The 15,646-nt window shown below is 71.1% G+C and carries 15 protein-coding genes and 1 pseudogene; 6 read left to right on the forward strand and 10 right to left on the reverse strand.

What is annotated here, in order from left to right; translation table 11 throughout:
• Nucleotides 1-73: 73 nt before the first annotated feature.
• The 3 genes from ACFVVO_RS38880 to ACFVVO_RS38890 all read right to left on the reverse strand — a co-directional run bounded on the left by ACFVVO_RS38880 (nucleotide 74) and on the right by ACFVVO_RS38890 (nucleotide 2,077).
• Nucleotides 74-388 carry a hypothetical protein gene (locus tag ACFVVO_RS38880; protein ID WP_390061604.1) on the reverse strand — a complete coding sequence of 105 codons (315 nt, stop codon included), beginning with the start codon at nucleotides 386-388 and terminating at the stop codon, nucleotides 74-76.
• A gap of 108 nt (nucleotides 389-496) precedes the next feature.
• A complete protein-coding gene (locus tag ACFVVO_RS38885) occupies nucleotides 497-1,114 on the reverse strand; it encodes a sigma-70 family RNA polymerase sigma factor (protein ID WP_390061605.1) in 618 nt (205 codons plus the stop codon).
• Nucleotides 1,115-1,303: 189 nt separating this feature from the next.
• A complete protein-coding gene (locus tag ACFVVO_RS38890) occupies nucleotides 1,304-2,077 on the reverse strand; it encodes a hypothetical protein (RefSeq protein WP_390061607.1) in 774 nt (257 codons plus the stop codon).
• Nucleotides 2,078-2,331: 254 nt separating this feature from the next.
• Between ACFVVO_RS38890 and ACFVVO_RS38895 the strand changes: the two genes are divergently transcribed.
• Together ACFVVO_RS38895 and ACFVVO_RS38900 are read left to right on the forward strand one after the other, a co-directional pair.
• The gene (locus tag ACFVVO_RS38895) at nucleotides 2,332-3,477 is read left to right on the forward strand and encodes an MFS transporter (RefSeq protein WP_390061608.1); all 1,146 of its coding nucleotides are present in this window, start codon (nucleotides 2,332-2,334) and stop codon (nucleotides 3,475-3,477) included.
• Nucleotides 3,474-4,487 (forward strand): sugar ABC transporter permease, encoded by a 1,014-nt coding sequence (locus ACFVVO_RS38900; protein WP_390061610.1) that lies wholly within the window; start codon nucleotides 3,474-3,476, stop codon nucleotides 4,485-4,487. The genes ACFVVO_RS38895 and ACFVVO_RS38900 overlap by 4 nt, the downstream gene beginning before the upstream one ends.
• On the opposite strand, the gene ACFVVO_RS38905 is transcribed toward ACFVVO_RS38900, so the two are convergent.
• Entirely contained in the window at nucleotides 4,484-5,656 is a 1,173-nt protein-coding gene (locus tag ACFVVO_RS38905) for an acyl-CoA dehydrogenase family protein (protein ID WP_390061611.1), read from the reverse strand. The two genes, ACFVVO_RS38900 and ACFVVO_RS38905, sit on opposite strands and share 4 nt — an antisense overlap.
• Nucleotides 5,657-5,781: 125 nt before the next feature.
• Here ACFVVO_RS38905 and ACFVVO_RS38910 point away from each other — a divergent pair, with 125 nt between their 5' ends.
• From ACFVVO_RS38910 to ACFVVO_RS38925, 4 genes and pseudogenes are all read left to right on the forward strand, one after another.
• Complete coding sequence (locus ACFVVO_RS38910; protein ID WP_390061613.1) at nucleotides 5,782-7,524, forward strand: CoA transferase; 1,743 nt, start codon at nucleotides 5,782-5,784, stop codon at nucleotides 7,522-7,524.
• A complete protein-coding gene (locus ACFVVO_RS38915) occupies nucleotides 7,521-9,185 on the forward strand; it encodes a class I adenylate-forming enzyme family protein (protein WP_390061615.1) in 1,665 nt (554 codons plus the stop codon). Before ACFVVO_RS38910 ends, ACFVVO_RS38915 begins: the two co-directional genes overlap by 4 nt.
• Before the next feature lie 78 nt (nucleotides 9,186-9,263).
• Nucleotides 9,264-9,514, forward strand: a pseudogene (locus ACFVVO_RS38920) (IS5/IS1182 family transposase); the annotation flags it as partial.
• A gap of 397 nt (nucleotides 9,515-9,911) precedes the next feature.
• Nucleotides 9,912-10,520 (forward strand): superoxide dismutase, encoded by a 609-nt coding sequence (locus ACFVVO_RS38925; RefSeq protein WP_390061616.1) that lies wholly within the window; start codon nucleotides 9,912-9,914, stop codon nucleotides 10,518-10,520.
• Between the two features lie 128 nt (nucleotides 10,521-10,648).
• On the opposite strand, the gene ACFVVO_RS38930 is transcribed toward ACFVVO_RS38925, so the two are convergent.
• The 6 genes from ACFVVO_RS38930 to ACFVVO_RS38955 form a co-directional block, all read right to left on the reverse strand.
• Nucleotides 10,649-11,470, reverse strand: coding sequence for a metal ABC transporter solute-binding protein, Zn/Mn family (locus tag ACFVVO_RS38930; protein WP_390061618.1), 822 nt, complete (start codon nucleotides 11,468-11,470; stop codon nucleotides 10,649-10,651).
• Nucleotides 11,419-12,297, reverse strand: coding sequence for a metal ABC transporter permease (locus ACFVVO_RS38935; protein ID WP_390061620.1), 879 nt, complete (start codon nucleotides 12,295-12,297; stop codon nucleotides 11,419-11,421). Before ACFVVO_RS38935 ends, ACFVVO_RS38930 begins: the two co-directional genes overlap by 52 nt.
• Nucleotides 12,294-12,929: a metal ABC transporter ATP-binding protein gene (locus tag ACFVVO_RS38940; RefSeq protein WP_390061622.1), complete on the reverse strand. Its 636-nt coding sequence runs from the start codon at nucleotides 12,927-12,929 to the stop codon at nucleotides 12,294-12,296. The genes ACFVVO_RS38935 and ACFVVO_RS38940 overlap by 4 nt, the downstream gene beginning before the upstream one ends.
• Before the next feature lie 85 nt (nucleotides 12,930-13,014).
• The gene (locus tag ACFVVO_RS38945; RefSeq protein ID WP_390061623.1) at nucleotides 13,015-13,257 is read right to left on the reverse strand and encodes a hypothetical protein; all 243 of its coding nucleotides are present in this window, start codon (nucleotides 13,255-13,257) and stop codon (nucleotides 13,015-13,017) included.
• Between the two features lie 127 nt (nucleotides 13,258-13,384).
• The gene (locus ACFVVO_RS38950) at nucleotides 13,385-14,125 is read right to left on the reverse strand and encodes a TIGR03943 family putative permease subunit (protein ID WP_390061624.1); all 741 of its coding nucleotides are present in this window, start codon (nucleotides 14,123-14,125) and stop codon (nucleotides 13,385-13,387) included.
• Nucleotides 14,122-15,162: a permease gene (locus tag ACFVVO_RS38955; RefSeq protein ID WP_390061625.1), complete on the reverse strand. Its 1,041-nt coding sequence runs from the start codon at nucleotides 15,160-15,162 to the stop codon at nucleotides 14,122-14,124. Before ACFVVO_RS38955 ends, ACFVVO_RS38950 begins: the two co-directional genes overlap by 4 nt.
• Nucleotides 15,163-15,646 lie beyond the last annotated feature (484 nt).

A 15,646-nucleotide genomic window follows, 5' to 3' on the forward strand; every position in this document is an offset into this window, starting at 1 on the left:
CGGAGTACTCCGGGCGGGCGGTCGGCGACGAAGCAGGAAACCCCACGGCGCGAGCCGTAGGAATCCCCCTCGTTTACGAGGGGGAGGAAGTCAACTTCATGCCGGGCATGGCATGCATGGCCATCGCGGTGTGGTGCGGTTGGGCGGTGTGGAAGACGAGGTGTAGGCCGCCCTGGGTGGTCAGCGTTACCCCGCCGATGCCGACCAGCGACCGCTCGCGGCCTCCCAGCAGACAGCCGGCCGCGAAGATCGGAACGCACGCGGTGACCTGCGTCCACACCAGCGGCGCTTGGCCCGTGGCCAGCACATGCGCCCCGGCGGCGAGCAGCACGCACAGCACGGCGAACACCGCCGCGCGCACGATCCGTACCGCCGGGGACACTCTCATGGCATTCGATGCTGCCATGCGGCCCACGCGCCACCTGGTCAACTCTGTCCTTCCTTGCGAGTCGGGGCCCGGATCGGTCGGTGATCCGGGCCGTCGCAGTACGACCCGTCAGGCCGCGGCGGCCACCGGTGCCAGATGCTCGGCATCATCCAGCCACGCGATCAACGACGTGCGGGCACGGGCCACCCGCGAGCGCACCGTGCCCACCGGGCAGTCGCTGACGCGAGCCGCCTCCGCGTAGGGAAGTCCCACCATCTGGGTGAGGACGAACGCCTCGCGGCGGTCGTCGGGGAGCGTGTCCAGCAGTTCGGTCAGGACGACGCCGTCGTCGAAGCCGGGCAGGCCGCGAGGCTGGGTGCGTTCGGCGGCCGACTCCCAGTCGTCCGTGTCCGACAGACGGGGGCGGGCGGAGTGGTAGCGCATGTTGTCGACGACCACGCGGCGCGCGATGGAGAGCAGCCAGGTGCGGGCTGAGGAGCGGCCTTCGAACCGGTGCAGGCTGCCCAGTGCCCGCAGGAAGGTGTCCTGGGTCAGGTCGTCGGCACTCTGGGGGTCGGCACCGAGGTACGTCACGTAGTGGCGGACGTCTCGGTGCAGGGCGCGTACGAAGTGATCGATGGCATCGGGGTCACCGTTGCGGGCGGCGAGCGCCCAGGCCGTGATCGACTCTTCTCTCGAGTCCGTTCTCGACTGTTCGCGCGATGGAGCCAGGGCAGGAGTGATCACCTGGGTTCTGTCCTTCTCGGGAATCAGGCATCCGGTGTCCGGCCGGCGCGCCCCGCAGGGCAGCGGGCAGCACGGCGGAACCGGTGAAGGGGTGGACGGCCGGGCGCGGGAGCGCGCGGCCGGTGCCCGAGGCGGAGAACCGACGGCTCGACGGCTGTGGGTAGAAGGGCCTCGGGGAACCAGCCGTCGTCAGGCGACAGCGACCCCGGCGGGCGGACCCCGAGAAGTGATCGCGTGGGAGAGGAGAAGGCGGCGCGGCGCCCGGTCCGATGTCGCTCGGCGGGCGCGGACACGCGGCCGGTGCGGCGGTGCGGGCAACCGGAACGGCAGGCTCAGCGGTGCGGAGAGCCAGCCGGTGAGGGCCCGCAGGATGCGGAAGGCGGCGCGTTCGCCGTGGGCCAGCCACAGGCCGCACAGCAGCGTGGCCAGCAGGTGGGCGGCGAGCATTCCGGTTGCGGACATTCCGCCCATGTCATGACCAAGGGAGGCCGTGGACCCCATGTGGTCCATCGCACCCATGCGATCCATCGAGCCCATGGAGTGCATGGCCGCCATGGGATGCATGGCCGCCGCGCCGTGATCCATGGAACTCATCGACCCCGACATGCCGTGATGCTCCGCGCCCGGACCCGACGACATCGGGCCGCACAGGAGGTAGGTGAGCCACTGCCGGGCCAGCGATGCGCCGCCGGACGGTGCCGGGAGTACGACGGCCTGGGCGAGAGCGAACGACGAGTGGAGTACGGCTTGGGCGGCCACCGTGATGGAGACGACGAGTAGCGGCCCGCGTTCTCGGTCGGACAGCCGCCAGGCCGTACCGCCGGTCGCCACGGCACCCGCGGCCAGGGCCCACCAGGGCACCGCGGTTCCGGACATCACGATGTGGCCCAGGGCGGCGAGCAGCACACAGACGGCCGCGAACACCGCGGCCCGTACCGTGCGAGAACACCACCCTGTCGTCATGGCGGCCCCATCCTCGCATCCGCGCTTCCATGGTCACCGGTGGGTACGGAAATCGGTCTGACGCGCCCTCACACCCTGCCATGTGATCCAGACCACAGCAACAGGGGGGAACTCGCCCGTGGTTGTGCCCGACTTCTCTCGAAGCCCCGCTGATGTCCGGGGCGGGAAGAGGAGCGGTGGCCGCGGATCAGAGTCAAACCCAGAGTCCGGTCCGGACGGCGGGCCGGAGCGACCCCGCGCAGCCGACCGGTGCCATGACCGCACTGCTGACCTGCGCCATGGCCTTCTCGATGATGCAGCTCTTCCTGCTCGGCGCGCTCGGGCCGCGGCTCGTGGACGACCTGAAGGTGTCGCCGACCGTGCTGGGGCTGACGACGACCGTCGGCTTTGGCGCCGCGGCCGTGCTCTCGCCGACGGGCGGGCGTGTGGTGGACCGGCTGGGTCCGCGCCGCTGTCTGGTCGCGCTGCTGCTGGTGTCGGCGGTGGCGCTGGCGCTGATCGGGTCGGCGCCGGACGCCGCGTTCCTGCTGGCGGCGGTCGCGCTGGGCGGGCTCCCTCAGGCGCTGGCGAACCCCGCCACGAACAAGGCGATCCTGGCCGCCGTACCGGCGGAGCGACGCGGCTCGGTGACCGGGATGAAGCAGTCCGGGGTGCAGCTGGGCGCGTTCGCGGCCGGGCTGCCCCTGGCGGCGCTGGCCGGGGCGGCCGGCTGGCGGGGCGCGGTGTGGACGGCGGCTGCGGCGGCCGTGGTGGCGGCCGTCTGGGCGGCTCGCAGCTTGCCCGCCGACCCACCGCCGAAGGCCGCGCCCGCCGCGTGGGTCCCGCGCGGCATGATCGCCTGGCTGGCCGTCTTCTCTCTGCTGCTGGGCTGCGGCATCGCGTCGGTGAACACATATATGGCGCTGTACGGCACGCGGCGGCTCGGGCTCGGGCCGACGGCGGCCGCTGCGCTGGTGGCGGTGCTGGGCCTAGCGGGCATCGCCGGGCGGGTGGGCTGGTCGAAGGTGGCGGGGCAGCCGGGCCGGGCGGTGTGGCTGCCGGGCGGTCTGGCCGCCGGTGCGGTGGGAGCCGCGCTGCTGCTGGCGGCCTCGGCGCACGCGCATCCGCTCGCGTGGGTCGCGGCGGTGGCCGTCGGCACCTTCGCTGTGTCGGCCAACGCGGTCTCCATGGTCCTGGTGATGCAGCGTGCGGCGCCCGGCCGGGCCGGACAGGACTCGGCGCTGGTCTCGGCCGGCTTCTTCGCCGGGTTCGCGATCGGCCCGCCCCTGTTTGGGCTGCTGGCGGACGCCGGGCGATACGGGACGGGGTGGCTGCTGGTGGCGGGCGAGTTCGTAGGCGCATGTGCGGTGGCGCTGATGTGGGCGGTGCGGGACCGGCGGCGTTCGGTCGTACCGCGATGAGGGCGTCGCAGGCGCGCAGCGAAACCGGGGTTCCGGACTGGGCCCGGACCGCGCTGGAGTCCGTCCTCGAACGGGCCGCAGTCACCAGCGCCCAAGCCGCCGACCGCTTCCCGCTATTCGCGGATCCCTGCACCGGCTGGTGGACGACGACCGGCCGGGGCGCTTGGACGGGCGGCTTCTGGGCAGGGCTGCTGTGGCTGCGCGCCCGGCACACGGGGGACGTGGGCGACCGCGAGGCCGCGGTGCGGTGCACCGATCGGCTCGCGTACTGGGTGGACGCCGACACAGCCACGCGCGGTCTGATCCTCTGGTACGGGGCCGCGCTCGCCGACATCCCGGAGGCCGCCGTCCTCCGAGACCGGGCGGCCCACGCCTGTCGGCACGCGTACGACGGTGAACTCGGCCTGGTTCCCTGGGGCTCGGCGTTCGGTGGCCCCCGCCTCCTGGCCCGCGTGGACGGCGTTCCCGGCATGGTGCCTTTGCTGGCCACGGTTGACGAGCGGGCAGCCGAGTCCCATCTGCGCCACCACCTCGAACTCTGCCTCGACAAGGACGCCATCGGCTGGTCCTGGCGGTACGAGCGCCCCGAAGGCTGGACGCCCTGCGACGATCCACCACACGGCTGGAGCCGGGGCCGGGCCTGGCTGCTGCTAGCCGTGGCCGACGCCGTACACCGTCTTGAGGCCGACGATCTCAAGGACGCCATACGCCACTTGGCGGGCGCGCATGCCGTACCACTGGCCGACGAAGGGCACCCGGAGAGCCCACCCGACACGTCCGCCGCCGCCATCACCGCCGTCGCGCTGCTCAAGCTCGGCCACAGGGGCAGGGCTACCGCACTGCTCGACAAGTTGGTCCACGCCCATCTCTCGGCCGACGGCCGTCTCCTGAACGGCTGCTACGACCTCGCCTCCGGTACGGCGACTCGACACGAGCTGATCTGGGGAGACTTCTTCCTTGCCTACGCCCTTGCCGCACTCACCGGCCTGGTCAGCCCCCATGAAGCCTAGGTGGTGCGGAGCACCCGTCGCGCGACCGAAGTGATGTGCAGCTCGTCCGGCCCGTCGAGGATCCGGGCCGCCCTCCCGGTGCGGAACAGGGAGGGCAGGGCAGTGTCCGGGCCGAGGCCGGCCGCGCCGTACACCTGAATCGCCGCGTCGGCCACCTCCTGGAGCGTGCGAGCCGCTGCCACCTTGGCGAGACCGACCTCCACATGGGCGTCGAGGCCGGCGTCCAGCTGTGCCACGGCCTCGTACACCAGCGGGCGGGTGGTGCGCAGGGCGAGCAGGGACTCGAAGACGTGGCGCTGGACGAGCTGGAGGTCTCCGAGCGGGCCGCGGGAACGGGTACGGGTCATGGCACGCGAGCGCATCAGCTCGAAGGCCCGCCCCGCCTGCCCCAGCCAGCGCAGACACCGCAGCGTACGACCGAGCTGGAGCCGCTCGCCCGCGACATCCAGCGCCTTGCCGCGCTCGCCGATCAGGTGGTCGCCGTCGACCACGACCCCGTCCAGCTCGATCTCCCACTGCCCGCCCGCGCCGAGCACCGGCAGCTCGCGGACGACACGGAAGCCCGGCGAGCGGGTCGGCACCAAGAGCAGCGAGAGTCCCTCGCGGTCCGGCGGTGTGCCGTCCGTGCGGGCGAGGACCGTGACGAGATCGGAGTCGGCAGCGCCACTGGTGAACCACTTGCGGCCGCTCACCCGCCGCGTGCCGTCCTTTACGGATACGGCACGCGTGGTGGTGAGGAAGGGGTCGGTGCCGGGCGTCTCGGGCTCGGTCATGGCGTAGCAGGCCCGTATGTCCCCGGCGACAAGGCGCTCGGCGTATCGCTCACGGACTGTGGGGCTGCCGTGCCGCCACAGCATCAGCACGTCGAGGAGGGGTGCCGAGCCGAGAGCGGCCGTGCCGTGGTCGCTGGCGCCCTCGGCTTCGGCGATGTGGGCGTACGACCGCAGCGGCAGCCCTTGGCCACCGAGCTCCGCGGGAAGCGGCAGCGCCCACAGTCCCTCGGCCTTCGCCTCGCCCTGGAGCCTGCGCATCACGGCGGCGGCCTCCGAACCTCCGGCGTCCAGCACGGGCTCGCAGGGGACGACCCGTCCGCGTACGAACTCGGCGACGCGATCCCTCACCTCCACTGCTTCAGCCGGGCATTGGGGCGTTCCGGTGATGGCTTCCATGCGGGTGTCCGTCACTTTCCTCGAAGTCCGCGGGAACCCCGGCCGCCGGCCGTCCGACTCCCTCTTCCGTGGAACAGGTCGGGGGCGACCGTCCCCGGGTTCCCGCGCGTCAGGAAAGGAGAGGCATGGCAACTCCAGCCATACCGGCCGTCGCGCGGACGGCCGGCCCACTCGACGGCCTTCGTCCGGAACGTTCTGGTCCGCCGGGCCCGGCGGACGGCCTCGTCGCGGAGCATCTGCGACTGCTGGGTGCCGAGACCGACGGCGGTTCCGGCAGCCGGCTGACCGTCGCCGGACGCGACATCGGCGGCGTCACCGCCCGCACCACGTGGGGCGAGACCGCCACCGACGAGGCCACCGCCCAGGCGGCCACCGGCATGATGGCTGTGCACGGCCGCCGCGACGGCGCCCCGCGCGGCCTCGCCGTGGACTACGCCGCCACCGCGACCGGTGTCCTGACCGTGCAGGGTCTGCTGGCCGGCCTGCTGGCGCGAGCGCGCGGCCGGCACGTCACCGAGGTCGAGGTCAGCGCCGAGCGAGCCGGGCTGCTCACCGTCTCCCAGTACCTGGCCTCCGCCGGGGCGGAGGAGGACGAGGCGGCCGAACTCGCTCCCGGGGGCCCACCGTTCACTTCGGCCGACGGGGTCGTCTTCGAGCTGGAGACGCTCGACCCGGGCGTGTGGGCATCCTTCTGGCGCACCCTCGACGCCCACGAAGAATCGATACGCCGGGGGTGGCGTCCCTTCCAGTTCCGGTACGCCACGGCCTGCGCGCCCTTCCCACAGGCCCTGCACGAGGCGGTGCGAGGGCACTCTTGGGAGCGGATCCGGTACGCCGCCGAGGTGTCCGGCGCCGATCTGTGTCCCTTGCGCTCGCTTGCCGTGAGGGCGACCGAGTACGACGGAGCCGCGCCCTGGGAGCTGACCCCGCACGGCGCGGCGGCGTACACCCCCCGCAGGGCCACCGACGCCGACCTGCCCCTCGCCGGACTCACCGTTCTCGAAGCCGGGCGGCGCATCCAGGCCCCGCTCGCCGCCCACCTCCTCGGCCTGCTGGGCGCGGAGGTGATCCGGATCGAGCCGCCGGGCGGCGACCCGTTGCGCGGGATGCCGCCCGCCTGCTCGGGCGTCTCGGCGCGCTGGCTGGCGTTCAACCGGGACAAGAAGGCCGTAGAGGTGGACATCAAGTCCGCAGCGGACCGGGAGCGGCTGCGCGAGATGGCCGCCGACGCGGACGTGTTCCTGCACAACTGGGCACCGGGCAAGGCCGCCCAGCTCGGCCTCGACCACGAGCACCTGACGACCGCCAACCCCGCGCTCGTCTACGCGTACACCAGCGGCTGGGCGGACCGGCTGACCGACGCCCCCATGGGCACGGACTTCATGGTGCAGGCCCGCACCGGGGTGGGCGAGGCCGTACGGCCCGCCGACGAGGCGCCCGCGCCGTCCCTGATGACGCTGCTCGACGTACTCGGTGGCCTGCTTGGTGCCGAGGCGATCCTTGCCGGGCTGCTGCTGCGAGAGCGCACGGGACACGGGGTCCGCGTGGACTCGTCGCTGCTCGGCGCCGCCGACGTACTCACGGCACCCAACCGGGCCCGAGCCTCGCGGGGTCTCGACCCGCGCCGACCGGCAGGCTTCCGCCACCCGCTCCCCACCACTGACGGCTGGATCGCCCTCGCCGACCACTCCGCAATCCCGTACGACGTGCACGACCTCTCCACCGGGCAGGCGCTGGAGCGGCTGCGCAACCGTGGCCTGGCCGCCGTCCCGGTCGTCACCGACCTCGCCGACCTGCTCTCCTCCGGCCCGATCAACCGCGACGCGCACGGCGCCCCCGCCGTCCCCAACCCCTGGAGCTTCGCATGACCGTGGACCTGCACGACCTGCTGCCCGCCGAGCTGCGCCGCACCTGGGCCGTCGACGGCACCTGCCCCGACCTGGACCTCTACAGCCTCTATCGGTCCCGTCAGATCGCCGACCTGCACCGCACCGCGGTCATCGACGCCAAGGGCAGGCTCTGCTACACAACCCTCGACCGCAAAGCGCGATGTCTGGCCGCCGGTCTGTCCGGGCTCGGCATACGCATCGGTGACGTGGTCGGCATACAACTCCCCAGCGGACGCAATGCCGTCATCGCCGACCTCGCGCTGGCCGCGCTGGGCGCCGTCGCGCTGCCCTTCCCGGTCGGCCGCGGCGGGCGCGAGGCGGCCTCGCTGCTGCGCAGGTCGGAAGCGGTCGCGGTCATCGCCGCCACCGAGCACCGCGGCAACCAGCACGCAGCCGACCTGCTCGCACTCGCCGACGAACTCCCAGCCCTGCGCACGGTGATCGCCGCCGGGCCCGGCTCCCCTGAGGGGACGCTCTCCTTCTCCGAGCTGCTGCGCACCGACCCCAAGTCGTTCGTCCCGGCCCGGCCTCATCCCGACTCGGCCGCCCGCATCCTCGTCTCCTCCGGCTCCGAGGCCGAGCCGAAGATGGTGGCGTACTCGCACAACGCACTGGCCGGCGGCCGCGGCAACTTCCTCGCCTCGCTCATGCCGGACGGGCAGCCGCCGCGCTGCCTCTTCCTCGTGCCGCTGGCGTCCGCGTTCGGCAGCAACGGCACCGCCGTCACGCTCGCCCGGCACGGCGGAACGCTCATCCTGCTCGACCACTTCACACCCGAGGCCGCCCTGGACGCCCTCGCCGCGCACGAGCCCACCCACGTCCTGGGCGTTCCGACCATGATCCGGATGATGCTCGACCGGATCGCCGAAGGGCAGCACCCGGCTTTCATCCCTCCCACGGCTGTCATCGTCGGCGGCTCACCGCTGGACGAGGCCACGGCCGAGGAGGCCCGCCGGGTTTTCGCCTGCCCGGTCGTGAACCTCTACGGCTCGGCCGACGGTGTCAACTGCCACACCGGGCTGTCCGACGAGCCCCTGCGCAGGGAGGGCCCCGGCGTCCTCGCCGGCCATCCGGACCCACACGTCGCCGATATCCGTATCGTCCTTCCCGGCACACCCGAACTGGAGGAGGTGCCGCGCGGCTCCGTCGGTGAGATCGTTGCCCGCGGCCCGATGACCCCGCTGTGCTATGTCGCCGCCCCTGACCTTGACGCCCGCTACCGCACGGCCGAAGGCTGGGTGCGCACCGGCGACCTCGGACTCATCGAGGAGGACGGAAGCCTGCGGATCGTCGGGCGCCTGAAGGACGTCGTCATCCGAGGCGGGGCCAACATCAGCCCGGCCGAGGTGGAGATCGAACTGGCGGCACATCCCCTCGTACGGGATGTGGTGTGCGTCGGCGTACCCGATCCGCTGATGGGCGAGCGGCTGGCCGCCTGCGTCGTGTCGCGGGGGCAGACCCCCACGCTCAAGGAGTTGTGCGCACACCTGGACGCGCGCGGCCTGGAGCGCCGCAAGCACCCCGAACAGCTGCTAATCGTCTCCGAGCTGCCGCTCACACCGGCGGGAAAGCCGGACCGGACGCTGCTGCGTAAGCGGTGCACCGAACAGACAGCGGACTCCCTCACACAGGCCGTGTAACCGCACGAGAGCGGGTCGCCCGGAATCCCCGGGCGGCCCCGCACTCACCTCAGAGGTCGTTTTCTCCGATGCACCATGGCCGACTCGGGCCATGCCGGATAGCTCGTGACCTGGGCGAAGAGGCACCTCGGACTGACCCTGAAGACGGTCAGCCGGCCGAAGGACGCCGTCGGGTTCCTGATCCTGCCCCGGCGCTGGGTGGATGAGCGTTCCCTGGCCTGGATCATGCACGCCCGTCGGCATGCGGGGACTACGAACGGCTCGTCCAGCACTCCGAGTCGCTGATCACCTGGGCAGCGATCACATTCATGACCAGGCGGATCACCCGCCGAAGCTCCTACAGAACCGGGCAGCCGACATCCCGCGAAGCCGAGCAGGACTGATCGTTCTCAGAGTCATGGCCATCACCTTGGCCTGCACCGGTCCGAAGTTAGCAGCTCTGAGCTCACTGTCGCACCCGCCGGCGACGCCTGCCAGAGGATTCATCACCGCGTCCATGCGCGCGACAGCGGGGTCGGCCGGGGTCCGGCGGGCGCCGGGTGAGAAGACGATCACTCTCCGGGACGGAAGCGCCAGACGGACGGAAGGGCGCTCAGACACCGAAGACTGACGGGCCGACCCCGCCACAGATCATGCTGATGCATTTCTATTGTTGTTGCAACTTATTCGCAATAGAGGCATAGGCTGTCCCCGGACGATCACTCACCCGGAAAGGGGACGTGCCTGATGGGCACCTATGCGCTTCCCGACCTGCCCTACGACTACGCCGCGCTGGAGCCGGCCATCACCGGTCAGATCCTGGAACTGCACCACGCCAAGCACCACGCCGCTTACGTCAAGGGCGCCAACGACACCCTCGAACAGATCGCCGAGGTCCGCGACAAGGACCAAATCACACCCACCTCACTGGTCGGGCTGGAGAAGACCTTCGCCTTCAACCTCTCCGGCCACGTCCTGCACGCGATCTTCTGGCAGAACCTCTCCCCGGACGGCGGCGACCGCCCCGACGGCGCCCTCGCCGACGCCATCGACGAACACTTCGGTGGCTTCGAGCAGTTCAAGAAGCAGCTCACCGTCGCGACCGCGTCCGTCCAGGGCTCCGGCTGGGGCGTGCTCGCCTGGGAGCCCCTGGGCAAGCGGCTGATCGTGGAGCAGGTCTACGACCACCACGGCAACGTCGGCCAGGGCAGCACCCCGCTGCTGGTCTTCGACGCCTGGGAACACGCCTACTACCTGCAGTACAAGAACGTCCGCCCCGACTACGTCACCAAGCTGTGGGACCTGGTCAACTGGGAAGACGTCGCCACCCGATTCGCTGCGGCAGCGAACACCTGAACGAACATCGTCACCGAACCAGTAGCGGGCCGGGAAGCCTCAGCACTTCCCGGCCCGCTCTGCGTCGTCGCCTGACTCCCTGGATGACCACGGCCGAGGTTCAGACACTGCCACTCACGACAGGCCCATCAGGAGGAGACCATCGCCCTCTTGATCATCTCCGCGGCGTTCTTGTAGACCGCCACCAGGTCCAGGTCCTTGCCCGGGTAGTTGACGATCTCCACCTGCTTGGCCCCCGAGTCGGGCAGCACCGTACCCGTCGTCATGTGCACGTTGTCGAAGACGTACGCGGGCTTCTTCTTCTCGAGGTCCGACAGCTGCTTGGCGGTCACGGCCTGGGGGCCGTACGTGCCGCGCAGCTCCGCGCCCGCCATCTTCGCCGACCAGACGGAGAAGACCTGCGCGACGACTGCCGGCGCCTTGCCGCCCGGCCACGCGGCCTTCAGTTCCTTCTGCAGGGTGCCGTATTCGGTCTTGAAGGAGGTGTCCCACTTCGCGGCGGCGTCCTGGGTGCCGAACAGCTTGCCCAGACGAATGACTTCGGTAGTCGCCTTGTCCGCGTCGTTGTCGAGGTTGACCCCGACCATCTTCGCGCTCGACCCGGCAGCGTCCTTGATCTTCTTGGCGTACGGCTCGAAGGACGCGTAGAGCACGAAGTCGGCATCGGCCACTGCCGCGAGGTCGGACGGCTTGGGGTCGTAGTCCGGGGCGTGCTGGACGGACGACGGCACGATGACCTTCACGTCCTTGGCGCCGGCGGCCTTGGCGAGGGCGCCCTCCCAGGTGGTGGTGACCACGACGACAGGGGCATTGCCGTTCTTGTTCGCGGTCTTGTCGCCGCTGTCGGCCTTGTCGGAGCCGCAGGCGGTGGCGGTCAGCGCGAGCGCGGTGCTCAGGCTCAGTGCGAGGACGGAAGGGACACGGACGATGCGGACGCGGGTGCGCGCCATGAGCGGATTCTCCGTTCGGGTATGAGATGGACGACCAGGACGAGGGCCCCGGCGGTCAGGACGAGCACGGGCCCGGGCGGCCAGTCGAGCTTCAGCGCGACGACGAACCCTGTGAGGTTCACGGCGACGCCGATACCGACCGCCCAGGCTGTGATGGACTTCAGGGACGTGCCCAGCCGCCGGGCGGCGAGCGCGGGCAGCAGGGTGAGCGCGTCGACGAGCAGCGCGCCGGTCAGCTTGAGGGCCCCGGCGACGGACACCGCGACGAGGACGAGCAGCAGGACGGTGAGCAGATCGACGCGCACCCCGGAGGAGAGGGCGAGTTCGCGGTCGTAGAGGAGGAGGGCGAGATCGCGGCGGCGCCACCAGAAGAGGGCCGGTACGACGACGGCGAGCACGCCCAGCAGCCACAGGTCGGACGTGCCCACGGACAGGATCGAGCCCCACAGCAGCGCGAACGCGCCCTGCGCGTTGACTCCGGACACGGCCAGGACCAACAGCGCGGCGGCTATCGCCAGGCTCATCAGCAGGCCCATCGCGCCGGAGAGACCGTCCGGGGTGCGGGCGAGCGGCGCGACCCCGGCGCCGGCCAGGGCGCAGGCGACCAGCGCGCACAGCATCGGATCCAGCCCGGTCAGAAGGCCGACAGCGATACCGAGCAGCGCGACGTGCATCATGGCGAACCGGACCGGCATGATGTCGAGCCCGACGATCACGACACCGATCACCGGAAGGCCGGCAGCCGCCAGCAGCAGGGCGAACCCGGCCCGCTGGACGGGTACGAGTTGGAGCATCTGCCCGAGGTCGGCGGCGGCGAGGCTGTTCACCGGACCTCCCTGAGTCGGCCGGCGGCCATCTCCAGCACGCGGTCGCAGCGGTCGGCCAGCGCCCGGTCGTGGGTGACCACTACGACAGTCACTGGCAGCGACAGCAGGACGTCGGCGGCCTCCTCCTGCCCGGCGAAGTCGAGGGCGGCGGTGGGCTCATCGGTAAGCAGCACCCCCGCGCCGGCGGCGACACAGCCGACCGCGCGGGCCAGATACATGCGTTGGAGCTGGCCCCCGGACAGTGTGTGGAGCGGGCGTCCGGTGAGCGCGCCGACGCCCAGCTTCTCCGCCCCCTCGATCGCTTCGGTCGGCGCCCCGCTGCTGGCCAACAGCTCGCCCGCCAGCAAGGGGAACCGACCCACCGCGGGTTTCTGTGGAATCCAGGCACACGCCCGGCGCCGCCAGGCCCACTCGGCCGCAGTGCCGGTGTCCCGGCCGCCGACCAGGATCTGCCCGTCGGCCTGGCGGTGCAGGCCCAGCACGGCACGTATCAGCGTGGTCTTGCCCGACCCGTTGGTGCCGGTCAGCGCCACCCGCTCGCCCGCCGCGATGTCGAGATCCACATCGCGCACGGCCTCGACACGACCATGCCGACAGGCGACCTTGCGCATCCGAACATCCAGACCGTCCATCCCACCTCCTGCCCGTTCTCCGAGAGCAGTCGGATGAGGAGGGCGGTGAGTTCCCCGCCGACGGGCGTGTTCTTGCGTGCCTCCGTCAGGGACCACCGGCGTTGGTGTCGGCGGCGCGATCGCCGGCCGCCGCCCCCTGTAACAGCAGGGCGCGCGGCTTCCGGCAGGGAGCCGACACCGTGGTCATCGATACCTGCCTGCTGCTGCCGATGGTGGCTTCGGCGCCGTACGGGACGGACCGCATCGAAGACTGGCCGACCCGCAGCGGGCGCAGCTGCCCCGCCACGCCCGCTCCCGTCACCTGCGCCTGATACAGGGCGGCAGGCAAGAAAACCTCATGAGTCCGCAAACCGGTCAGCGTCGGTCTGACGCCGCCTGACTAACGTCGGCAGAGGGTTGGCGAGCTGCGAAACGCTCATCACCAGCATGGGCGAGAAGCCCGGCAGTCTGGTCGCTCAGTTGTTCCACGTTTCGTCGTAGGGGTCGTGGGGCGTTGGTGCCGGCCTGGCTTCGGTGACCTGGAGGAAGGGGATCGGGCCGTTGTTCACAGGGTCCCGGGTCCGCTGCGCGGTATACCTGCCTGTCACCTCCAGCCATGCGTTCGGCTGCAGGACGGGCGGGATGTTCCCGGTAAGGCCGATTTTCACCGGCTGGGCGTCAGCGGCACAGCAGTTGAGGGCCATGCGGACGAGGTAGGGGGTCCCCGAGCGGGCCACGGCGACGAATCCGGTGATCCGCACGCTGCGGCCTTCCAGGGAATGGCCGTGGTCGTAGAACGCGCGGCCTGCATAGTCGACCAGGCTGATCGGTACGGGGTCACCGGTCGGGAGTTTCGCATAGCCGTACGGTGGCTGCAGGGCTGTACCGGCGCGCATCGCGCTGTAGGAACCCAGGGCCGGCGGGGCAACGAGGATGAGAGCGAAGAGAGGGAGGACGAGGAGCCAGGACATGAGAGGCTCGCGGTGAGCGTGCTCCCGGGTCTCGTCACCGGTACAGGCCCCTCGCTCCTTGCGACGCGCGCGCCTCCACTCGTACCAGGCCGTCGCCAGCGCAGTCACGGCCAGGAGTGTCCCGGCCATCAGCAGCAGCGGGCGCAGGCCCCCCTTGACGTAGCGCAGGTACAGGTCGGTGAGGCCCGCGTGCAGCAGGGCCACGCCGATCAGGAGCAGGACCGCCGCCTGTGCCTGCCGGTTCACAGCAGCACCGTCCCGGTCAGCACCGCGCCCGCGATGGCGAGGGCGAAAGTGGTGGGGGCGAAGCGCAGCGCGAAGCCGCGGCCGAAGGTGCCCGCCTGCATCGCGAACAGCTTCAGGTCGATCATCGGGCCGACCACCAGGAACGTCAGTCTGGCCGTCAGTGAGAACTGGGTCAGCGACGCCACCACGAACGCGTCCGCCTCCGAGCAGATCGACAGCACTACGGCGAGGACCGCCAGGGCCAGGACCGCAAGTACCGGATTGCCGGCTGCCGCGCGCAGCCAGCTCGCCGGAGCCGCTGTCTTCAGCGTGGCCGCGGCCATTGCGCCGAGGACCAGGAAGCCGCCCGCGTGCATCGTGTCGTGCCGGACCGACCCCCAGAACCTCTCTCCCTTGCTCTGGCCGGTGTGCTCCATCTGTGCTGGCAGGCGGAGCCAGTCGGTGCGGCCGAGGCGCTGCCACAACCAGCCCATCACACAGGCCACCAGCAGACTCGCCAGGAAGCGGGCCAGGACCATCCGCGGGTCGTGTGGGAAGGCGACAGCCGTGGCGGTCAGGACGATCGGGTTGATCGCCGGGGCGGACAGCAGGAACGCGAGGGCCGCGGCCGGTGTGACACCCCGCCTCACCAGTGCGCCGGCCACCGGCACGGACGCGCACTCACAGCCAGGCAGTACCGCACCCGCCACACCGGCCACCGGAACGGCGAGGGCGGTACGGCCGGGCAGGGCACGGGCGAAGAACGAGGGCGGTACGAAAACGGCGATCGCCGCCGACAGCAGCGCGCCCAAGACGAGAAACGGCAGCGCTTGGACCACCATCGCGACGAACACCGTCATCCAGCTCTGCATCACCGGGGTGGCCAGCGCCCGGCGGATCGGGCCCTGCATGAGGACAACGACGAGCAGGAGCACGGTCAGGGCGAGGGAGGAGTTGAAGTGCCACCCCTCCTGGCCTCGTCGGCCGGGCTCCCCGCCGGCCTGTGGTTGCCGAGTCCGGGAAATCGGCCCGGGCGGGGCGGCTTTGCTGATGGCCACGGGTGAGCTACCTCCGGCAGGGTCGTGCGAAGGTAAGTGCCTTCTCCTTCCATACGGCCGCGATGCCTCGGTGTCTCACCGTGAAGATGCGCAACTACTTCCACAACTACGGTGGCGCGCGGCCATCGCTGGCAGGTCAACTCCCCGCATCGACGAAGCCTGACTGCGGGCTAGGCATCCGCCCACTCTGCGGGACTCCTCACCAGACCAGGCTGATCCTCCTCAAGCGCTGCACGACCGGACCAGCCCGCTCTCCTTAGCTCCCTGGCACTGTCGCCTCCCCTTCGGATCACCTTGCCGACCAGATGAAGATGGTGGCGAGGTGGAGTTCGGCGAGGTAGATGGTCGCGGTCGTGTCGTAACGCGTGGCCAGGCCGCGCCCCTGTTTGATAGCCAACTTCCTCGCCGACTCCAACGGCGAGTTCGTGGCCAACCCGCACCACGGCCGGAAGGCCGCCGCGAAGCTCGAAGCCGCACAGCAGGA

This window comes from Streptomyces sp. NPDC058145 (assembly GCF_042884245.1).
Lineage (GTDB): Bacteria > Actinomycetota > Actinomycetes > Streptomycetales > Streptomycetaceae > Streptomyces.

Excerpts from the sequence above, each read along its gene's own strand:
- ACFVVO_RS38900 (WP_390061610.1), top strand. The coding sequence starts at position 3,474 with ATGAGGGCGTCGCAGGCGCGCAGCGAAACCGGGGTTCCGGACTGGGCC.
- ACFVVO_RS38895 (WP_390061608.1), top strand. The coding sequence starts at position 2,332 with ATGACCGCACTGCTGACCTGCGCCATGGCCTTCTCGATGATGCAGCTC.
- ACFVVO_RS38910 (WP_390061613.1), top strand. The coding sequence starts at position 5,782 with ATGGCAACTCCAGCCATACCGGCCGTCGCGCGGACGGCCGGCCCACTC.
- ACFVVO_RS38930 (WP_390061618.1), bottom strand. The coding sequence starts at position 11,470 with ATGGCGCGCACCCGCGTCCGCATCGTCCGTGTCCCTTCCGTCCTCGCA.
- ACFVVO_RS38890 (WP_390061607.1), bottom strand. The coding sequence starts at position 2,077 with ATGACGACAGGGTGGTGTTCTCGCACGGTACGGGCCGCGGTGTTCGCG.
- ACFVVO_RS38915 (WP_390061615.1), top strand. The coding sequence starts at position 7,521 with ATGACCGTGGACCTGCACGACCTGCTGCCCGCCGAGCTGCGCCGCACC.
- ACFVVO_RS38905 (WP_390061611.1), bottom strand. The coding sequence starts at position 5,656 with ATGGAAGCCATCACCGGAACGCCCCAATGCCCGGCTGAAGCAGTGGAG.
- ACFVVO_RS38925 (WP_390061616.1), top strand. The coding sequence starts at position 9,912 with ATGGGCACCTATGCGCTTCCCGACCTGCCCTACGACTACGCCGCGCTG.
- ACFVVO_RS38940 (WP_390061622.1), bottom strand. The coding sequence starts at position 12,929 with ATGGACGGTCTGGATGTTCGGATGCGCAAGGTCGCCTGTCGGCATGGT.
- ACFVVO_RS38880 (WP_390061604.1), bottom strand. The coding sequence starts at position 388 with ATGAGAGTGTCCCCGGCGGTACGGATCGTGCGCGCGGCGGTGTTCGCC.